Genomic DNA, 19,174 nt, shown 5'->3' with positions numbered 1-19,174 from the left:
TGTGAAGAGGCCTTGCCACCAATCGCCTCTTCGCACCGGCCGAAGCCCGGCATGATTCATCCCCGGGTGATCATCGGCAACCTTCCTCAGCCCTTTTCAGCCGTGGCCGGTGCCGTCAAGACCTGATGAATGAGAGCAGGTCGGGGTTGAGGACATCCGCATGCGTGGTCAGCATGCCATGCGGGTAGCCCGGATAGGTCTTCAGCGACCCATTCTTGAGCAGATCGACCGCGCGCGGCACGGAGCTGGCGAAGGGGACGACTTGATCGGCCTCGCCATGCATCACCAGCACCGGCACCGTAATCTTCTTGAGGTCTTCGCTGTAATCTTCCAGCCACGTGTCGACAGTCGCGTAGTGGGCCAGCGCACCGCCGGCCATGCCCTGACGCCACCAGTTCGCGATGATCGCCTCCGAGGGCTCGGCCCCATCAAGGTTGTAGCCGTAGAACGGATTCTCTGGAACGAACCGGTAGAACTGCGATCGGTTGCCCAGCACACCCGCGCGGATCGCTTCGAACCACTCCGGCGGCTGACCGGACGGGTTGTCCTCGCTCCGATACATGTTCGGCGTCAGGGAAGCGACCAGTACCGCCTTCGCGACGCGCTCCGGGTGGCGGGCCACATAGCGAGCCACCTCACCGCCACCTGTGGAGTGCCCGATATGGACCGCATCGCGCAGCTCCAGGTGCTCGGTCAGGGCCGCGAGGTCGGCAACCCAGTGGTCCATGTCGTTGCCGGTGCTCGGCTGGTCGGACCGGCCGTGGCCACGCCGGTCGTGAGCGATCACCCGGTAGCCGTGGCGAAGGAAGAAGGTCATCTGGGCGTCCCAGTCGTCCGCCGTAAGCGGCCAGCCGTGGCTGAAAACGATCGGCTGGCCTGAACCCCAATCCTTGTAGAAGAGGGTTACGTTGTCCGTCGTGGTAATGGTCGGCATCACGTCGCTCCGTCTCAATCACAGTGCGGGTTCAGACTTCGGGGCGAGCGTAAATGGCCCTTCTGCCGCCGACAAAGACCTTGTACGTTCAAGCTATGCCTCAAAAGCATAACGAGGGGTTCGATGGAACTGCGGCATCTCCGGTATTTCGTCGCCGTTGCGGAGGAAGGCGGCCTGCTGACCGCCGCCCAACGGCGGCTGAACACCTCGCAGCCCTCTCTGAGCCGGCAAATTCGCGACCTGGAAGCGGAAGTCGGCGTGACGCTGCTGGAGCGGCAGGCCCGCGGCGTGACACTGACCCCCGCAGGGCGCGTTTTTCTTGACCACGCGCGGCTGGCGCTGCTGCAGGTCGAGGCAGCGACCGATGCCGCCCGCCGGATGGCACAGCCGGAAAGGCCGATGCTCACCATCGGCTTCATGGTGGGGCTTGAGGTCACGTGGCTCCCTCATCTGCTGCGCATCATCCGCGAGGAAGCGCCGGAGGTTGAAATCACCCTGAGCAGCCTCTCGTCCCCAGATCTCGCCCTCGCCCTGATGCGTGGCAGGCTGGACGTCGCCTTCCTCCGCCCCGAGGCCCAGAGCGTGGGCCTATCCTTCAAATTGCTGGCGAAGGAGCCTGTGATTGCCGTGCTGCCGGCGGGCCATCGCCTGGCCTCCCTTAGGAAGATTCAGCCGCAGGACCTTGCCGGTGAAATCTATGTCAGTTCGGCCAGAACCTCGCCGGTCCTGCAGTCGGTGATCCAGGACTACGCCACGAAGATTGGCATCACGCTCAAGGCGAAGTACGAAGGCGAGAACATATCGTCGGCAATGTCGCTGGTCGCGTCCACGGGCGGCATCACGCTGGTGCCGCTGTATGCGCAAAACATACTGACGCCGAACGTCGTGGCCAGGGCGCTGGAGGGCGTGCCCCCGACCGTCGACCTGACCCTGGGCTACAACCAGGCCAATCCTTCGCGCCTGCTGCGGCAGCTTCTGGCCCGTACGGACGAACTGATCGCAAGCGTCCAAAATCAGAGCATCATCCGCTACGCCGAAGCGCCGTCGTGACCCGACGCGCCCAGCGGTATCCGGCAGGCGATGTTATCCGGCGGCGCCTGTCATGGAGAGCCGGCGGCGCGCAACCAGGCCAGCGCCTTGCCTCGGTCGCCGAACACAGCCTCCGCCAGCGCCAGCGCGCCGGCCGCGCGGAAGGCCTGTTCGCTCGCCTCCATGGCCGATAGGCAGTGTGGGCGCCGCAACTTGGCCAGCAGGCGCCCCTGGCGGGCAGCGGTGGCACGAAAACGGCGTTTGGTATGATCGGTTCGTAGTGACGGCTTGGTCATGGAGAGCCCTCCACCAGGTCACGTAAGTGATGCGCGGGGGACGCCCAGACGGCTTATCGATGCCGCGTCCCCACGCGAAATGATCAGCGCGCCTCCCATTATGCAACGCGCGACCCGGCTGACCATGACTCAAATCAGCCCGTCCGGCAACCCATCCCGGCTCACCCTATCTCGTCGAGGTACTGCCGGGAGAGACGGACGTAATGCGGCGCGGTCAGGGGCAGCGTGGCCTTGTCCTGCTCCGTCAGGGGGCGCAGCAGGCGCGCCGGGCTGCCGCCCCAAAGCTCCCCCGCCTTGACCCGCTTGCCCGGGGTCACCAGGGCGCCGGCGGCGACCATGGCGCCGCTTTCCACCACGGCGCCATCCATGACGCAGGCCTTCATGCCGATGAAGGCGCCATCCTCGATGACGCAGCCGTGCAGCAGCGCCATGTGCCCGATCGTCACATTGTCGCCGATGACCGTGGTGAAGCGCTCATGCGTGCAGTGAACGGTGGTGCCGTCCTGGATGTTGGTCCGCTTGCCGATGCGGATCTGGTTCACGTCTCCGCGCACAACCACGTTGTACCAGAGGCTGGCCTCCTCCCCGATCTCCACATCGCCGATAACGATGGCATTCGCCAGGAAGGCGCTGGGGTGGATACGGGGCAGGACGCCCTTGTAGGGCAGCACCGTGGGCCGCACGGTCGTGAGGGCCTCGCTGGCATTGGTCATTTTTTCTCCCTCATGCGCCGGGCGGCCACACCCGTGGCCTTGGCTTCCTCAATTTCCGGTCCGCTACGCTCCCCGGCAATCTCCGGCGGACGCAGTCGCATCCTAACCATCATGCGACGCATGATGGTCTTGGTGTTGCGCAAGGGAAAGAGGCCCGCGCTTGACACCCGGGCCCCATACATAAGGCGGCTTCCCGATCACGGGAACCCAATCACGGAAACAGGGGCGCCTGCTCCAGGCCGCGATCCTCGGGATAGCCCATCATCAGGTTCATGTTCTGGATGGCCTGGCCCGAGGCGCCCTTCACCAGATTGTCGATGACCGACAGCAGAATGGCGCGGCCCGGCACGCGGTCGGGGAAGACGCCGATCAGGCAGTGGTTGCTGCCCTTCACGTGGCGGGTCTGCGGCGCCACGCCGGCGGGCAGCACGCGCATGAAGGTTTCGCCCTTATAGGCGTCCACCAGGGCGGCGCGCAGGTCATCGGCCGTCTTGCCCGGCGCCAGCTTCACATAGATGCTGGCATGGATGCCGCGGCTCATGGGCATCAGGTGGGGCGTGAAGTTCAGCACCACCGGCCTGCCGACGGCCTCGCTGACACCCTGCTCAATCTCCGGCGCATGGCGGTGGCCGGCGACGCCATAGGCGTGCACGCCCTCCGCCACCTCGCCATACAGGTTGGCCTGCTTGGCGTCACGGCCGGCGCCGGACACGCCCGACTTGGCATCGATGATGATGTCATCGGCCTGGATCAGGCCCTGGCGCAGCAGCGGCAGCAGCGGCAGCTGCGACGCCGTCGGGTAGCAGCCGGGGTTGGCCACCAGGCGGGCGGCCTTCACCGCCGCGCGGTTGGCCTCCACCAGGCCGTAGACGGCCTCGGCCTGCAGCTCCGGCGCCTTGTGGGCGTGGCCGTACCAGGTGGCGTAGGTGTCGACATCGTGCAGGCGGAAGTCGGCGGACAGATCCACCACCTTCAACCGCGGCGGCAGGCTGGCGATGACCTCCTGCGTCGTGCCGTGCGGCAGGGCGCAGAAGACGAAATCGACGCCGTCCCAGTCCACCTGGTCGATCTTCACCAGGTCCGGCAGATCATATCCGCCCAGGTGCGGGAAGACCTCGGCCAGGGGCTTGCCGGCCTGTCGCTCCGCCGTCAGGGCCACCAGGCGGACGTCGGGATGACGGACCAGCAGGCGGACCAGTTCGGCGCCGGTGTAACCGGAGGCACCGAGGATGGCGACGCGCAGGGCGGTGGACATGGGATGTGATCTCCTGGATGCGGACGGATGGGATGGTGGTTGTGAGGCCACATAATCAATCGGGCCCGATACTGCAACCAAGGGGGACGCATGGCTAAGGCCACCTCGTCCCCTCAGCCATGCGTTATTGTCCGCCCCACCTAGTCAAAGCGTCGTCAAAGCGTCACGCCGGCCTTCTTCAGGGCCTGCTGCATCATGGTCATGCTGTCCTCGTTCATGCGGAACTGGATGCGCACGACGCCGTCCACGATGCTGGCCACACGGCCGGGAATGGCGTGGTCGCCCAGACCGCCCACCAGCAGGTCGTCGCCCGGCTTGTTGGCCATCTGGCCGATGCGGGCCGCCAGACCGGCGGCCGACAGGTCGATGGTGCGGCCTGGGTAGATGGGACCCGGCTTACCCGTGGCCATGCATTGCACGGTGATGGGCAGATCCGCCGGGACGCGCTCAAACTGCCGGCGGTCGCCCGCCCGCTCCATGGCGCCCAGGAACTCCTCCACCTCCATCTGCAGCTGTTCCGCCTGGCTGGACAACTCTCCCGCCGCGGCGTGCAACTGGCTGGAGGCACTGAGCGTGAACTGGGCACTTTCCTCCACCGTGTTCATGTTGCCCGCCACCTCCGCCGTGCGGGCCGCCGCCTCCTGCACGTTGCGGCTGATCTCGGTGGTGGCCGCCCCCTGCTCGGTGACGGCCGAGGCGATGGTGGCGGAGTTGCCGCCCATCTGCTCGATGACGTCGGTGATGTAGGTGATGATGGACACGGCGTCGGCGGCGGCCGTCTGCACCGCCATGGCGCGGCTGGCGATGTCCTCCGTCGCCTTGGCCGTCTGGCCCGCCAGCGACTTGACCTCATGCGCGACCACGGCGAAGCCCTTGCCGGCCTCACCCGCCCGCGCTGCCTCGATGGTGGCGTTCAGGGCCAGCAGGTTGGTCTGGCCGGCGATGTCGTTGATCAGCTGCACCACCGTCTGCACGCCGGCCGCCACCTCCGACAGCTCCGCCATCACGGTGCTGGCCTTGCGCGCCTCCTCCACCGCGCGGGCAGTAGTGGCGGCGGTGAACTCCACCTGGCGGCCGATTTCCGAACTGGAAACCGTCAGCTCCTCCGTCGCGGCGGCCACGGTCTGGGCGTTCTGGTTGGCGGCGGTGGCGCCGGTGGCCACGGTCACCGCCAGGCCGCTGGTGATCTCCGCCTGTTCGCGCAGGCCGCCGGACGTCGCCTCCAGCTCTGTCGCGGCGGCAGCGACCGAGCGCAGCTTGCCCGCCACCATGGCCTTGAAGTCACGCACCAGGACCTCCAGCGCGTCATGCCGGCGCTGCTGCGCCTCCCGCGCCGCCGCCTGCTCCTCCTCCAGCCGGCGGTTGGCCAAGGCGTTGTCGCGGAAGACCTGCAGCGCGCGGGCCATTTCCCCCAGCTCGTTGGGCGCGTCGGTGCCCGTGATGGTGAAGGTGAGGTCGCCCTGGGCCAGGCGGCGCATGTCGCCCGTCAGCTCACCCAGGCTGCGCGACAGGCTGCGGGCGATGACGAAGGACAGCGATCCCACCAGCAGCAGGGCGATGACGCCCTCCACCACGCCGCCCACCACCAAGGCCCGGCCTTGCGCCTGCACATCGTCCAGATAGACGCCGGAACCCAGGACCCAGCCCCAGGCCGGGACCAGGGTCACATAGGACAGCTTGTCCACCGGTTCCGTCTGCCCCGGGCGCGGCCACTTGTAGGGCACGAAGCCGTGGCCCTGCGGCCCCGTCGCCATGGCGACGAAGTCGCGGAACATATAGGTCCCGGCTGGGTCCTTGAAGTCGGTCATGTCCTTGCCCTCCAGATCCGGACGGCTCGGGTTCATGACCAGGACACCCTTGGTGTCGTTCACGAAGACGTATTCACCGGCGAAGCGCACGGCCCTGAGGGCCGCCAGCGCCGCCGCCTGGGCGTCGGCCCTGGGCAGGGCGCCCTGCTTTTCCTTCTGGATATAGGCCTCGACGATGGTCTGCGCGGCCCCCACCGCGTCCTGCGCCATGTCGCGGCGATCCCCGTAAAGCTGCGTGCGTTGCTGCGCCACGCCAAGGCCGATGTAGACCAGTGCCGCCAGCACGGCGACGCCCACCAGAACCCAAAGCCGCTGATTGATCGTCCGGTCATTGAACCAGCCCATCTACCAGACCCCCCTCAATAGATGTACATCCATGCGATGCTTATTCTTGATGGAATATCCGACGCGCCACGGTTCTTCAACCTTCGGCCGGTTACGCTTTTTCTGGGGGCGCTGGCGGGCGAGCGGGCGGGCTGGGCCCCGGAAATCAACCGGCAGTCAACGGCCGGGTATTACACCGGCGCCTCAAAAGCCGTGACACATTAACCTGTCGTGAATCGAACGCCCATGCCGGAGGGCGGCCAGCACAGCCAAGTGGCGGCCCATCCTGTTCTTCCGGGTTGTCTACGAAACTAGCCTTGAGGTTAAGTTTTATCCAAATTAAAGTGGCTCCGTATATCCAGGTTGGATAAGTCGGCGTCGGATCAATACTCGCGCACCCCCGGGTGCCGGCGGCTCCAGAACGGGGCGGCCCTCCTGGGACACAAAGTACTTCCGCTGTTCCCATAAGGGGCGCGGCGGGGGGGTTGAAGACCCACGTGGCTGTGGGTGCGCCCAGAAGGGGCGTGGTGGTGCCGAGTGTTAAACATCTCAAAGAGATGTGATCGGAGAGGGTGATGGTTTCGTCTATCGGTACTGTACCACCATCGCAGATCGCGGCTTATTCGACAGCGGCTATTCAGGCCCTGACCACTCAGGACGTCGCGGCCCTCACCACCGCCCAGATCGCTGTTCTTTCCTCCACCCAGGTCACGGCCTTCACGGCCAGCCAGATGGTGTTCAGCGCCCAGCAGCTGCAGGCGTTCAGCGATGAGGACATCGCCGCCTTCAGCCCCGCCGATCTCGAGGCGCTGAAATCCAACCAGGTGCAGGCCCTGACCTCCAGCCAGGTGGAGGCCATCACCGTCAGCCAGCTGTCGGGCCTGTCCACCGCCGCCATCCGCGATTTCAGCCGCGCCCAGGTGGGCTACCTGTCCACAGGCCAGCTGAACGCCCTGTCCACCAGCCAGATCCAGGCCCTTAGCACGGCGCAGGTGCCCGGGTTGACGGTCGGCCAGATTTCGGGCCTCAGCACGGCCAACCTGTCGGCGCTCAGCAGCAGCCAGGTGGCGCTGTTGACCACCGCCCAGGTCCGGGCGCTGACCACCGATCAGCTGAACGCGCTGACCACGGCAGACATGCGGGAATTCTCCGGCACACAGCTGGCGGCGCTCAGCACCGACCAGATTGTGGCGCTCAGCACCCGCAACCTCTCGGCCCTTAGCGCCGGACAGATGCTGGGCCTGACCGCGGCCCAGGTCAACGTCTTCACCACCAGCCAGATGGCCGGCCTGACCACCCAGCAGTTGGCCAGCCTGAGCGCCACCCAAATGCGGGTGCTGGACACCGCCCAGCTGAACGCTCTCAGCACCGATGATTTCCGCGCCCTGACCACGGCGCAAATCGCCAACCTGACGACGGAACAGGTGGCGGGCCTAAGCGTCGCCAACCTGTCGGCGCTGAACAGCGCCCAGGTCGCCCGGCTGAGCCAGGCCCAGGTCCAGGCACTGACCACGGACCAGCTGAACGGCCTGACCACCGCCGACGTTCGGGAACTGTCCGCCACGCAGATCCTGCAGCTGTCCACCGCCCAGCTCGCCGGCCTCAGCACCGCCGGCGTGGCCGCCTTGACCACCAACCAGACCTTGCTGATGTCGGCCGCGCAGATCCGGGCGCTCAGCACCGACCAACTGAACGCCCTGGCCACGGCCGACGTGCGCCTGTTCAGCGCCCAGCAGCTGGGCGCCCTGACCACCGATCAGATGGGCGCCCTGGCGACCGTCAGCCTGGCGGCGCTGAGCGCCACGCAGGTGACGCAGCTGACGACGGCGCAGGTCGGCGCCCTCAGCTCCAGCCAGGTTCAGGTGTTCTCCTCGGCGCAGCTGGCGGCCCTGAGCACCGGGCAGATCCGCGCACTGGGCGCGGATGGCTTGGCCGCCCTGGATTCGTCCCAGGTATCGCGCCTGAGTTCGGCGCAGATCCGGGCGCTCAGCACCGACCAGCTGAACTCCCTGTCCACCGCGGACATCCGGGCCCTGACCTCCGGCCAGTTGACGGCCCTGACCACGGCGCAGTTGGCCAACCTGGAAACGGGCAGCCTTGCCGCCCTGTCCACCAGCCAGGTGACGCAGTTGGCCGCTGCCCAGATCAAGGGGCTGAGCAGCGACCAGCTGAACGCCCTGGGCACCGCCGACATCCGCGCCCTGACCACGGCGCAGATCGCCGGCCTGACGACCGAGCAGGTGGGCAACCTGACCACGGACAAGGTGGCGGCGCTGTCCTCCCTCCAGGTGGCGCAGCTGACGTCCGCCCAGATCAAGGCGCTGACGACGGAGCAGCTGGGCGCCCTGCCCTCCGCCGATGTCCGTGCCTTCACCTCCGGCCAGCTGCGGGCGCTGACCACAGATCAGCTGTCGGCGTTGAGCGGCAGCGCCATTTCCGGCTTTACCACCACCCAGCTGAACGGCTTCACCTCCGACCAGCTGTCGGCGCTGACGACCGACCAGATGGCTGGCCTGACCACCCTGCAGGTGGCAGGCTTCGGCTCCGCCCAGGTGCGGGGCCTGACCAGCGACCAGCTGAACGCCTTCACCACCGCCGACATCGCGGCGCTGACCACCGCGCAGCTGTCGGCGCTGAGCACGGATCAGCTGTCCAACCTCACCACCCTGAACGTGGCGGCGCTGACCAGCGTCCAGGTTGCGCGCCTGACGACCGCGCAGCTGAAGGCACTATCCAGCGACCAGATCAACGCCTTCGACACCGCGGACGCCCGGGCGCTGACCTCCACCCAGGTGAAGGCGCTGACCACCGACCAGGTGGCGGGCCTCAGCACCGCCAACCTGTCGGCCCTGACCTCCGCCCAGATCGCGAGCCTGACGGCCGACCAGGTGGGCGCGCTCAGCACCAGCCAGGTGGCAACCCTGGCCACCAACCAGGTGACGGGCCTGTCCAGCCTGCAGCTGAAGGCGCTGAACAGCGACCAGATCAACGCGCTCAGCACCGGCGACGTGCGCGTCCTGGCCACCGCCCTGACCGCGGCCCTGACCACCGACCAGGTGGCGGGCCTGAACACCGACAGCCTGGCGGCGCTCAGCACCGCGCAGGTGGCCGCGCTGTCTAGCGGCCAGATCCGGGCGCTGGGCAGCGATCAGTTGAACGCCCTGTCCACGGCGGACATCCGCGCTCTAACCACCGCGCAGATCGGGGTGCTGACCACCGACCAGCTGTCCACCCTCAGTACCGCCACCCTATCCGCCCTCAGCAGCACGCAGATCAACCGCCTGTCGTCGGCCCAGGTGCGATCGCTGGGCAGCGACCAGCTGAATGCGCTGAACAGCGCCGATCTGCGGGAATTCACCTCCACCCAGATCGGGCAGCTGACCACCGACCAGCTGTCGGGCCTGACCACGGCCAGCCTGTCCAGCCTGTCCAGCACTCAAATGCTGGGCCTCACCACGGCACAGGTGACGGCGCTGACCACCGACCAGGTGGCGGGCTTGGCCACCAGCCAGGTGGCGGGCCTGACCACGGCCCAGGTCCAGGCGCTGAACAGCGACCAGCTGAACGCCCTGTCCACCGCCGACGTCCGCGCCCTGTCCACCGCCCAGATCGGGGTGCTCAGCACTCTCCAGCTCACCAACCTGGGCACCGACGCCCTCAACGCCCTGTCGACGGCCCAGGTCACGCGCCTCACCAGCACCCAGTTACGCGCGCTCAGCAGCGACCAGTTGGGCGCGTTGTCGACCGCCGACGTGCGGGCGCTGGGCTCCCAGCAGCTGGCGGCCCTGACCACGGACCAGCTGTCGACCCTCAGCACCGCCAACCTATCGGCGCTCAGCAGCACCCAGGTCATCGGGCTGTCCAGCGCGCAGCTGCGGTCCCTGACCAGCGATCAGCTGAACGCCCTGACCACGGCCGACGTCCGGGAATTCACCTCCGCCCAGATCGCGCAGCTGACGACCGACCAGGTGTCCGCCCTGGCGTCGGATAATCTGGCGGCGCTCAGCACCAGCCAGGTGGCCGGCCTCAGCAGCGCCCAGCTGCGCTCCCTCACCAGCGACCAGTTGAACGCCCTGGGCAGCGCCGACATCCGGGAATTCAGTTCGGCCCAGCTGGCAACCCTGACAACCGACCAGATTTCCACGCTGGGCACCGCCACCGTGGCGGCGCTGTCGACCACGCAGCTGGCCGGCCTGGGCACGGCCCAGGTGGGGTCGCTGACCACCGACCAGGTGGGCGCGCTCACCACGCTGCAGGTGTCCAAGCTCAGCACGGCCCAGTTCCGGGCGCTCAGCAGCGACCAGCTGAACGCGCTGAACAGCGCCGACGTGCGCATCCTGACCACGGCGCAGGTGGGCGCGCTGACCAGCGACCAGCTGCTGTCCTTCAGCAGCGACACGATTGCCGCCCTCAGCACCGCCCAGGTGGCCAGCCTGTCGGCGGGTATCCTGAACGCGCTGACCAGTGACCAGTTGAACGCGCTGTCCACCGCCGACATCCGCGCCCTGACCACCGCCCAGGTGGCAGCCCTCAGCACCGGCCAGCTGTCCACGCTCAGCACCGACAACACCGCGGCCCTCACCACCGCACAGGTGGCCAAGCTGTCGACCACCCAGGTGGGCGCGCTGACCAGCGACCAGTTGAACGCCCTGTCCACCGCCGACGTACGGACGCTCAGCAGCGCTCAACTGCGGGCGGTTGGCACCGACCAGATCGCGGCGCTGAACTCCACCAACCTTTCGGCCCTCGGCAGCGCCCAGGTCACCGGGCTGTCCAGCACCCAGATCCGGGCGCTGACCAGCGACCAGCTGAACACCCTGACCACCGCGGACATCCGCGAATTCTCCTCGGCCCAGGTGGCGCAGCTGACCACGGACCAGGTATCGGCCCTGGCCACCACCAACCTGTCGGCGCTGACGACCCAGCAGCTGGCGGGGCTGGGCACCGATCAGCTGGTGACGCTGACCAGTGATCAGGTAGTGGGACTGACGACCCAGCAGGTGGCGGGCCTCAGCACCGGCCAAGTGCGGTCGCTGACCACTGACCAGTTGAGCGCCTTCTCCACCGCCGACGTGCGTGCGCTGACCACGGCCCAGCTGGCCGTGCTGTCGTCCGACCAGTTCGCCGCCCTCGGCACCGCCGCCGCCACCGTGCTTACCACCGCCCAGGTGGCGCAGCTCACCACGGCGCAGGTCCGCGCCCTGACCAGCGATCAGCTGAATGCCCTGTCCACCGCCGACATCCGCGCGTTGACGACGGCGCAGGTCGCGGTGTTGACCACCGACCAGCTATCGACCTTGAGCGCCACCAACCTGTCGGCGCTCAGCAGCACGCAGGTGGGCAAGCTGTCCAGCGCCCAGGTTCAGTCACTGACCAGCGACCAGCTGAACACCCTGACAACCGCCGACCTGCGGGAATTCACGTCGGCCCAGCTGGGGGTGCTGACCAGCGACCAGGTGTCCAACCTCAGTTCCACCAACCTGTCGGCCCTGACCAGCAACCAGGTGGTGGGCTTCACCAGCGCCCAGGTGCAGGCGCTGACCACCGATCAGCTGAACGGGCTGTCGAGCGCCGATATCCGCGAATTCACCTCGGCGCAGGTGGGCGTCCTGACCACCGACCAGCTGGCGGGCCTTTCCACAGCCGTGGTGACGGCCCTCAGCACCACCCAGCTGGCCGGCCTTACCACCGCGCAGCTCGGGGCGGTCACCAGCGACCAAGTGGCGGTGCTGTCCACGCTGCAGGTGGCGAATCTGGCCACCGCCCAGGTGCGGGCCCTGACCAGCGACCAGCTGGGCGCGCTCAACAGCGCCGACGTGCGCGCCCTGACCTCCGGCCAACTGGCGGCCCTCTCGACCGACCAGATCATCACCCTCGGTACCGGCACGGTCGCAGCACTCAGCACCCTGCAGGTGACCCGCCTGTCCACCACCCAGGTGCAGGCCCTGACCAGCGACCAGCTGAACGCCCTGTCGACCGCCGACGTGAGGGCACTGACCTCCGCCCAGGTCGCGGCGCTGACGACAAATCAGCTGTCCACCCTGGGTTCCGATAATCTGTCGGCGCTCGGCAGCGCCCAGATCAACAAGCTGTCCAGCAGCCAAATCCAGGCCCTGGGCTCTGATCAGCTGAACGCCCTGACCACCGCCGACATCCGGGAGTTCACGTCGGCACAATTGTCCGCCCTGACCACCGACCAGCTGGCGAACCTCAGCTCCGACAACCTTTCCGCACTGGCCAGCACCCAGGTGGTGGGCCTGACCAGCGCCCAGGTGCGGGTGCTGACCACCGACCAGCTGGGCGCGCTGACCTCCGCTGACATGCGGGAGTTCACCTCCACCCAGGTGCAGGCCCTGACGACCCTGCAAATCGCCGGGCTCAGCACAGCGGCGGTTTCGGCGCTGACGACCACGGAACTGGGTGGCCTGACATCATCCCAGCTGGCGGCGCTGACCACCGACCAGGTCGCCAGCCTGAGCACGCTGCAGGTGTCCAAGCTTTCCACGGACCAGATCCAGGCGCTGAACAGCGATCAGCTGAACGCGCTGACGCCGACCGACGTCCGGGCGCTGACCACGGCGCAGCTGTTGGCACTGACCACCCGCCGGGTGTCCGCGCTGGGCAGCGACACGGTGGCCGCCCTCAGCACCATGCAGGTGGGCAAGCTCTCCACCGACCAGGTCCAGGCGCTGAACAGCGACCAGTTGAACGCCCTGTCCACGGCCGACGTGCGCGCCCTCACCTCCACCCAGGTGGCGGTGCTGACGACGGATCAGCTGTCCACCCTCAGATCCACCAACCTGTCGGCGCTCGGCAGCGCCCAGGTGAACAAGCTGTCCAGCGCCCAGGTCCGCGCCCTGACCACCGACCAGCTGGACGCGCTGACCACCGCCGACATCCGCGAGTTCACCTCCGCCCAGCTGTCGGCCTTCACCACCGACCAGCTGTCCAACCTGACCTCCGACAATCTGGGCGCCCTGGCCAGCAACCAGATCGTGGGCCTGACCAGCGCCCAGCTGCAGGCCATCAGCAGCGACCAGCTGAACACGCTATCGACCGCCGACATGCGGGAGTTCACGTCGGCCCAGGTGTCGGCGCTCAGCACGGACCAGCTGGCCGGCCTGAGCACCACCAACTTCGCCGCCCTGTCGACAACACAGCTGGCGGGTCTGACGGGTGCGCAGATAACGGCGCTGACCACCGACCAGACCCGCGCCCTCAGCACGCTGCAGGTGGCCAAGCTCAGCACCGGGCAAACCCAGGCGCTAACCAGCGATCAGCTGAATACCCTGAACAGCGCCGACGTCCGCGCGCTGACCACGGCGCAGCTGGCGGCGCTGACCACCGACCAGCTGTCCAACCTGGGCACGGACGCGGTGGCAGCCCTCAGCAGCGCCCAGGTGTCCCGCCTGTCGACCGACCAGATCCAAATCCTGAACAGCGATCAGCTGAACGCGCTGACCACCCTGGATGTTCGCAATCTGACCACTGCCCAGGTCGCGGTCCTGTCCACCGCCCAGCTGTCGGCCCTGGGCTCGGACAATCTCTCGGCGCTCAGCAGCGCGCAGGTCAGCCGGCTGTCGAGCGACCAGCTGCGGGCCCTGACCAGCGATCAGCTGAACACCCTGACCACGGCCGACATCCGGGAGTTCACCTCCGCCCAGTTGGCGACGCTGACCACCAGCCAGCTGACAGCGCTCAACACCGGCAACTTCGCAGCACTGACCACCACTCAACTGGGCGGGCTGGCCAGCGACCAAGTGGCGGCGCTGACCACGGACCAGACGGGGGCCCTCAGCACACTGCAGGTGGCCAAGCTGACCACCACGCAGGTGCAGGCGCTGACCAGCGATCAGCTGAACACGCTCAACAGCGCCGACGTGCGCGCGCTGACCACTGCGCAGCTGGGCGCCCTCAGCACCGATCAGCTGTCCGGCTTGGGCAGCGACACCGTGGCGGCGCTGACTACCCAGCAGGTGGCGAAACTGACCACCGATCAGGTGCGGGTGCTGAACACCGACCAGTTGAACGCGTTCAATACCGCCGACATCCGCGCCCTGACCACGGCCCAGCTGCAGGCGCTCAGCACCAGCCAGCTGTCCAGCCTGAACACCGACGGCACGGCCGCGTTGACCAGCGCCCAAGTGGCCAAGCTGACCACCGACCAAGTCGCCGCGCTGACGACCAACCAGTTGAACGCGCTCAATACCGCCGACATCCGTGCCCTGACCACGGCCCAGGTCGCCGCCCTGACCACGGCGCAATTGGCCGCCCTCAGCACCGCCAACGCCAGCGCCCTGACCAGCGCCCAGGTGTCCAAGCTCGGCACCGACCAGGTGCGGGCCCTGACCAGCGACCAGCTGAACGCCCTCAGCACCATCGATATCCGTACCCTGACAACGACCCAGGTGGCGGCCCTGACCACGGCCCAGCTGGCGACGCTCGGCACCACCAACCTGGCGGCGCTCAGCACCGCCCAGCTGGGGGTGCTGACCACCGATGAAGTCCAGGCGCTGACCACCGACCAGCTGCCAGGCCTGACCACGCAGCAGGTGGCCGGCCTTAGCACCGCGCAGCTGCAGGCGCTGGGCAGCGACCAACTGAACGCGCTGACCACCACCGAGGTGCGGGCGTTGAACAGCCTGCAAGTGGCGGCGCTGACCACCGCCCAAGTGTCGACGCTCAGCACCGACAGCGTGGCGGCGCTGACCACCGCCCAGGTGATCCGCCTGACCACCGACCAGGTGCGGGCGCTGACGACCGACCAGCTGAACGCCCTGACCACGGCCGACGTGCGGTCGCTGACGACGGCCCAGATCACGGTGCTCCGCACGGCCCAGCTGTCCGCTTTGAACAGCGACAGCGTGGCCGCCTTGAGCACTGCCCAGGTGGCCAAGCTGAGCACCGACCAGGTGGGGGCGTTGACCACCGGGCAGCTGAACGCCCTGACAACGGCCGACGTGCGCGTCCTGTCGACGGCACAGCTGAACAGCCTGTCGACCGACCAGGTCGTGGCGCTGGACACCCTGCACGTGGCGGCGCTGACCAGCGCGCAGGTGTCCCAGCTGGGCACCGGGCAGATCCACGTGCTGACCAGCGACCAGCTGGTGGCCCTGCCGACGGCGGACATCCGCAGCCTGACCTCAGCCCAGATCGGGGCGCTGACCACCGATCAGTTGGCCAATCTCGGCACAGCCAACCTGGCGGCCTTCACCACCGGCCAGCTGGCGGGGCTGACCAGCGACCAGTTGAACGCACTGACCACCGACCAGCTGGGGGCGCTGACCACGGCCCAGGTGACGGGCCTGAGCACCACGCAGATCCAGACCCTGACGACGGCCCAGCTGAACGCCCTGGCCACGGCCGACGTGAGGGTGCTGACCACCGCGCAGGTGACCGCCCTGACGACGGACCAGCTGCTGGCGCTGAACAGCGACAGTGTGGCGGCGTTGACCAGCGCCCAGGTGTCCAAGCTGACCAGCGACCAGGTGCAGGTGCTGAACAGCGACCAGCTGAACGCCCTGCCCTCCGCCGACCTGCGCGCCCTGACGACGGCCCAAATCCGGGTGCTGAGCACGGCGCAGCTGGACGGACTGACCACGGACCAGGTGCAGCGGTTGTCCACCACCCAGGTGGCGGCACTGGCCACCAGCCAAGTGGCGGGCCTGACCACCGGCAACCTGTCGGCCCTGACCAGCGACCAGGTGCAGCGGCTATCCACCGCCCAGCTTCAAGCCCTGACCACCGCTCAAGTGCACGCGCTGACCACCGATGACGTACGGGAGTTCAGCACCAGCCAGGTCGCGGCCCTGACCACCGCCCAGGCCCATGCGCTGACCACCGATCAGCTGTCTACGATGGGACAGCGGCTCGCCCTGGCCGTTACCGGCGCCCAGGTCGCCGCCTTCTCCAGCGACCAGGTGAATGCCTGGATGAACAGCATCCTGGGCACCTCCGGTTAAGCCTGGCTTCAGGCGACATGGGCGTCGTTCCGATAGCGGTACGATGCCTGCTTTCCCATAACCGCCAAGTGACATCTGCCGCGCCAGGGGATAGCGCCCTGCGCCTGTTCTCACATCACGCTCAAAAAGAAACGGCCGCCCCGGGTGGGGCGGCCGTTCTTATACTCTCTGCCTTTGAAATCAGGCTCAGGCGGCCTTGCCGCTCTTCGCGATGATTTCGTCGGCCACGTTCTTCGGCACCGGGTCGTAGTGCGAGAACTCCATGGTGTAGGAGCCACGACCCGAGGTCATGCCGCGCAACTGACCGATGTAACCGAACATTTCGGACAGCGGCACGTGGGATTCGACGGCGATGTTGTGGCCACGCTCCAGCTGGCCCAGCACCGTGCCGCGACGACGGTTGATGTCGCCAATCACGTCGCCCAGGTAGTCATCCGGAACGACCACTTCGACCTTCATCACCGGCTCCAGCAGGATCGGACCGGCGGTCCGGATGCCTTCGCGGAAGCAGGCCTTGGCGGCGATTTCGAACGTCAGGGCGTTCGAGTCCACTTCGTGGTACTTACCGTCCAGCAGGGTGGCTTCGAAGTCCACGGTCGGATAGCCAGCCAGGACGCCGTCTTCCTTCTGGACTTCCAGGCCCTTGCCCACCGACGGGATGTATTCGCGCGGCACCGTGCCGCCGACGACCTTGTCCACGAAGGAGAAGCCGGCGCCACGTTCCTTCGGCTCGAAGCGGACCTTCACTTCGGCGAACTGGCCCGAACCACCGGTCTGCTTCTTGTGGGTGTAGGTGTATTCGACGGTCTTGGTGATCGTCTCACGATAGGCCACCTGCGGGCGACCCATCACACCTTCCACACCGAACTCCGTGCGCATACGGTCGAGCGTCACTTCCAGGTGCAGCTCGCCCATGCCGCGCAGCAGGGTCTGGCCGGTGTCGCGGTCCGTTTCCAGACGCAGCGACGGGTCCGCGCGGACCATCTTGCCGATGGCGGCGCCGAACTTGTCCTGGTCGGCACGGTTCTTCGGCTCCACCGACACGCTGATGACGGGGTCGGGGAAGCGCATGCGCTCCAGCACCACCGGGGCGGTGGCATCGCACAGGGTATCACCGGTGTCCGTCTCGGCCAGCGAGACGAAGGCCACGATGTCGCCCGCGCGGGCTTCTTCCAGGTCGTTCGCTTCCTTGGCGAACATTTCCACGATACGGCCGATGCGCTCACGCTTGCCGCGGGTGGTGTTCAGCAGGGAGGTGCCCTTGGCGACGACGCCCGAGTAGACGCGCACGAAGGTCAGCGAACCGTACTTGTCGTTGATGACCTTGAAGGCCAGGCCAGCGAAGGGCTCGTCGTCCGACGACTTGCGCTCGCCGTTCGGGTTGCCGTCCGGGTCCACGGTCTTGATGGCCTCGACGTCCGTCGGCGACGGCAGGAAGGCGACGACCGCGTCCAGCAGCTGCTGCACGCCCTTGTTCTTGTACGAGGAACCGCACAGGACCGGGGTGAAGTCGCCCTTCAGGGTGCCGAGGCGCAGGCATTCCTTCAGCACGGCGGGGGACGGCTCTTCACCGGACTCCAGGTACTGCTCCATGGCCGCGTCGTCCTGCATCAGGCAGGTGTCGATCAGCTCGGCGCGGTACTCGCCAACCTTGCTCAGCAGCTCACGGTCGTAGGCGTTGGTGATCTTCAGCTTGTCGGCCAGGTCGTCGGTGACGTCCCAGATCTCCCACTGGCTGTCCTTTTCCTCGGAGAACCAGACGTAAGCCTTCATCTCGACGAGGTCGATCATGCCCTGGAAGTTGTCTTCCGAGCCCAGCGGCAGCTGGATGACGGCCGGGGTGGCGCCCAAGCGCTTGCGGATCATGTCCACGCAGCGGCTGAAGCTGGCGCCGGAACGGTCCATCTTGTTGACGTAGCACATACGCGGAACGTTGTAGTTGTCCGCCAGGCGCCAGTTGGTCTCGGTCTGGGGCTCCACACCGGCCACGCCGTCGAACACCACCACGGCACCGTCGAGCACGCGCAGGGAGCGGTTCACCTCGATGGTGAAGTCCACGTGGCCTGGGGTGTCGATCAGGTTGATCTTCTTGTCCTTCCAGAAGCAGGACACGGCAGCGGACTGAATGGTGATGCCGCGCTTCTGTTCCTGTTCCAGATAGTCGGTCGTGGTCGACGACTTCAGGTCCTTGGTGTCATGAATGTCGACGATCGTGTGCTTGCGACCCGTGTAGTACAGGATGCGCTCAGTGGTCGTCGTCTTGCCGGCATCGACGTGGGCGATGATGCCGATGTTGCGAATGTCGTCCAGCGGTGTGCTGCGGGGCATTAGAGGGCTCCGTCGTCCAACGTCCGGTGCAAAAGAATGAAGCCGGCGCGGGGGATGTTCAAAAACGAGCGCGGGCCCTGAAAGGACCCGCATGAAAAAAGGCCGGGGGGTCGACGGCACGCCGCATTACCTCCCGGGCGGGCGGATATCTAGCGCGTTCCGCCACCTTTTCCAAGGGCTCATGCGGCATGTCACCCCTGAGCAGGGGAGATTCACGCGCATGGCGGGGCCTTTCCCTGTCGCCTGCCCGATTCCGCCGGGCGGTATACCGGGAGCGGGGCCGATTGCAGCGCAATCCGGCTCCGCTCCCGGCATGGCCTAGGGCTAAAGTACCCCCCGAGTTCGCGAAATCCCGACCAAATGCACCCTTGGTGATCGTGCGCGGACAGCGTGGAATCAACGCTGTGCACCAGGCGGCCCCAACCCCCGGGGCCGCCGCTCCACTTACCCGCAATGGGTGCCCCAGAGTGGAATTGTTAACGATTGGCGGGCAAGCCTGCTTGCCAGCTCCCTGACCGGGCGCAC

The 19,174-nt window shown here is 67.2% G+C and carries 8 protein-coding genes; 2 read left to right on the top strand and 6 right to left on the bottom strand.

Going from position 1 to position 19,174, the window contains the following annotated elements:
- Nucleotides 1–115 precede the first annotated feature (115 nt).
- Nucleotides 116–934, bottom strand: a complete 819-nt coding sequence (locus FBZ87_RS04410) for an alpha/beta fold hydrolase (protein WP_145609165.1) — start codon at nt 932–934, stop codon at nt 116–118.
- Nucleotides 935–1,057: 123 nt separating this feature from the next.
- Between FBZ87_RS04410 and FBZ87_RS04405 the strand changes: the two genes are divergently transcribed.
- Nucleotides 1,058–1,984 (top strand): LysR family transcriptional regulator, encoded by a 927-nt coding sequence (locus tag FBZ87_RS04405; protein WP_145609164.1) that lies wholly within the window; start codon nt 1,058–1,060, stop codon nt 1,982–1,984.
- 50 nt (nt 1,985–2,034) lie between these two features.
- On the opposite strand, the gene FBZ87_RS04400 is transcribed toward FBZ87_RS04405, so the two are convergent.
- From FBZ87_RS04400 to FBZ87_RS04385, 4 genes are all read right to left on the bottom strand, one after another.
- Entirely contained in the window at nt 2,035–2,259 is a 225-nt protein-coding gene (locus FBZ87_RS04400; RefSeq protein ID WP_145609163.1) for a hypothetical protein, read from the bottom strand.
- Nucleotides 2,260–2,420: 161 nt separating this feature from the next.
- Nucleotides 2,421–2,972 (bottom strand): gamma carbonic anhydrase family protein, encoded by a 552-nt coding sequence (locus FBZ87_RS04395; RefSeq protein WP_145609162.1) that lies wholly within the window; start codon nt 2,970–2,972, stop codon nt 2,421–2,423.
- Between the two features lie 211 nt (nt 2,973–3,183).
- Nucleotides 3,184–4,227, bottom strand: a complete 1,044-nt coding sequence (gene argC / locus FBZ87_RS04390; RefSeq protein WP_145609161.1) for an N-acetyl-gamma-glutamyl-phosphate reductase — start codon at nt 4,225–4,227, stop codon at nt 3,184–3,186.
- A 155-nt stretch (nt 4,228–4,382) separates the two neighbouring features.
- Nucleotides 4,383–6,380, bottom strand: a complete 1,998-nt coding sequence (locus FBZ87_RS04385) for a cache domain-containing protein (RefSeq protein WP_145609160.1) — start codon at nt 6,378–6,380, stop codon at nt 4,383–4,385.
- A 554-nt stretch (nt 6,381–6,934) separates the two neighbouring features.
- Between FBZ87_RS04385 and FBZ87_RS04380 the strand changes: the two genes are divergently transcribed.
- A complete protein-coding gene (locus FBZ87_RS04380; protein ID WP_145609159.1) occupies nt 6,935–16,321 on the top strand; it encodes a beta strand repeat-containing protein in 9,387 nt (3,128 codons plus the stop codon).
- Nucleotides 16,322–16,507: 186 nt separating this feature from the next.
- On the opposite strand, the gene fusA is transcribed toward FBZ87_RS04380, so the two are convergent.
- Entirely contained in the window at nt 16,508–18,649 is a 2,142-nt protein-coding gene (fusA, locus tag FBZ87_RS04375) for an elongation factor G (RefSeq protein ID WP_145609158.1), read from the bottom strand.
- Between the last annotated feature and the right edge of the window lie 525 nt (nt 18,650–19,174).

The organism is Nitrospirillum amazonense (assembly GCF_007828035.1).
Taxonomy (GTDB): domain Bacteria; phylum Pseudomonadota; class Alphaproteobacteria; order Azospirillales; family Azospirillaceae; genus Nitrospirillum; species Nitrospirillum amazonense.
The sequence above is the reverse complement of the archived record's forward strand: the minus strand, read 5'-3'. Positions and strand labels throughout refer to the sequence as shown.

Coding starts and splice junctions, on each gene's coding strand:
- FBZ87_RS04380 (WP_145609159.1), top strand. CDS start 6,935: ATGGTTTCGTCTATCGGTACTGTACCACCATCGCAGATCGCGGCTTAT.
- FBZ87_RS04385 (WP_145609160.1), bottom strand. CDS start 6,380: ATGGGCTGGTTCAATGACCGGACGATCAATCAGCGGCTTTGGGTTCTG.
- fusA (WP_145609158.1), bottom strand. CDS start 18,649: ATGCCCCGCAGCACACCGCTGGACGACATTCGCAACATCGGCATCATC.
- argC (WP_145609161.1), bottom strand. CDS start 4,227: ATGTCCACCGCCCTGCGCGTCGCCATCCTCGGTGCCTCCGGTTACACC.
- FBZ87_RS04405 (WP_145609164.1), top strand. CDS start 1,058: ATGGAACTGCGGCATCTCCGGTATTTCGTCGCCGTTGCGGAGGAAGGC.
- FBZ87_RS04400 (WP_145609163.1), bottom strand. CDS start 2,259: ATGACCAAGCCGTCACTACGAACCGATCATACCAAACGCCGTTTTCGT.
- FBZ87_RS04395 (WP_145609162.1), bottom strand. CDS start 2,972: ATGACCAATGCCAGCGAGGCCCTCACGACCGTGCGGCCCACGGTGCTG.
- FBZ87_RS04410 (WP_145609165.1), bottom strand. CDS start 934: ATGCCGACCATTACCACGACGGACAACGTAACCCTCTTCTACAAGGAT.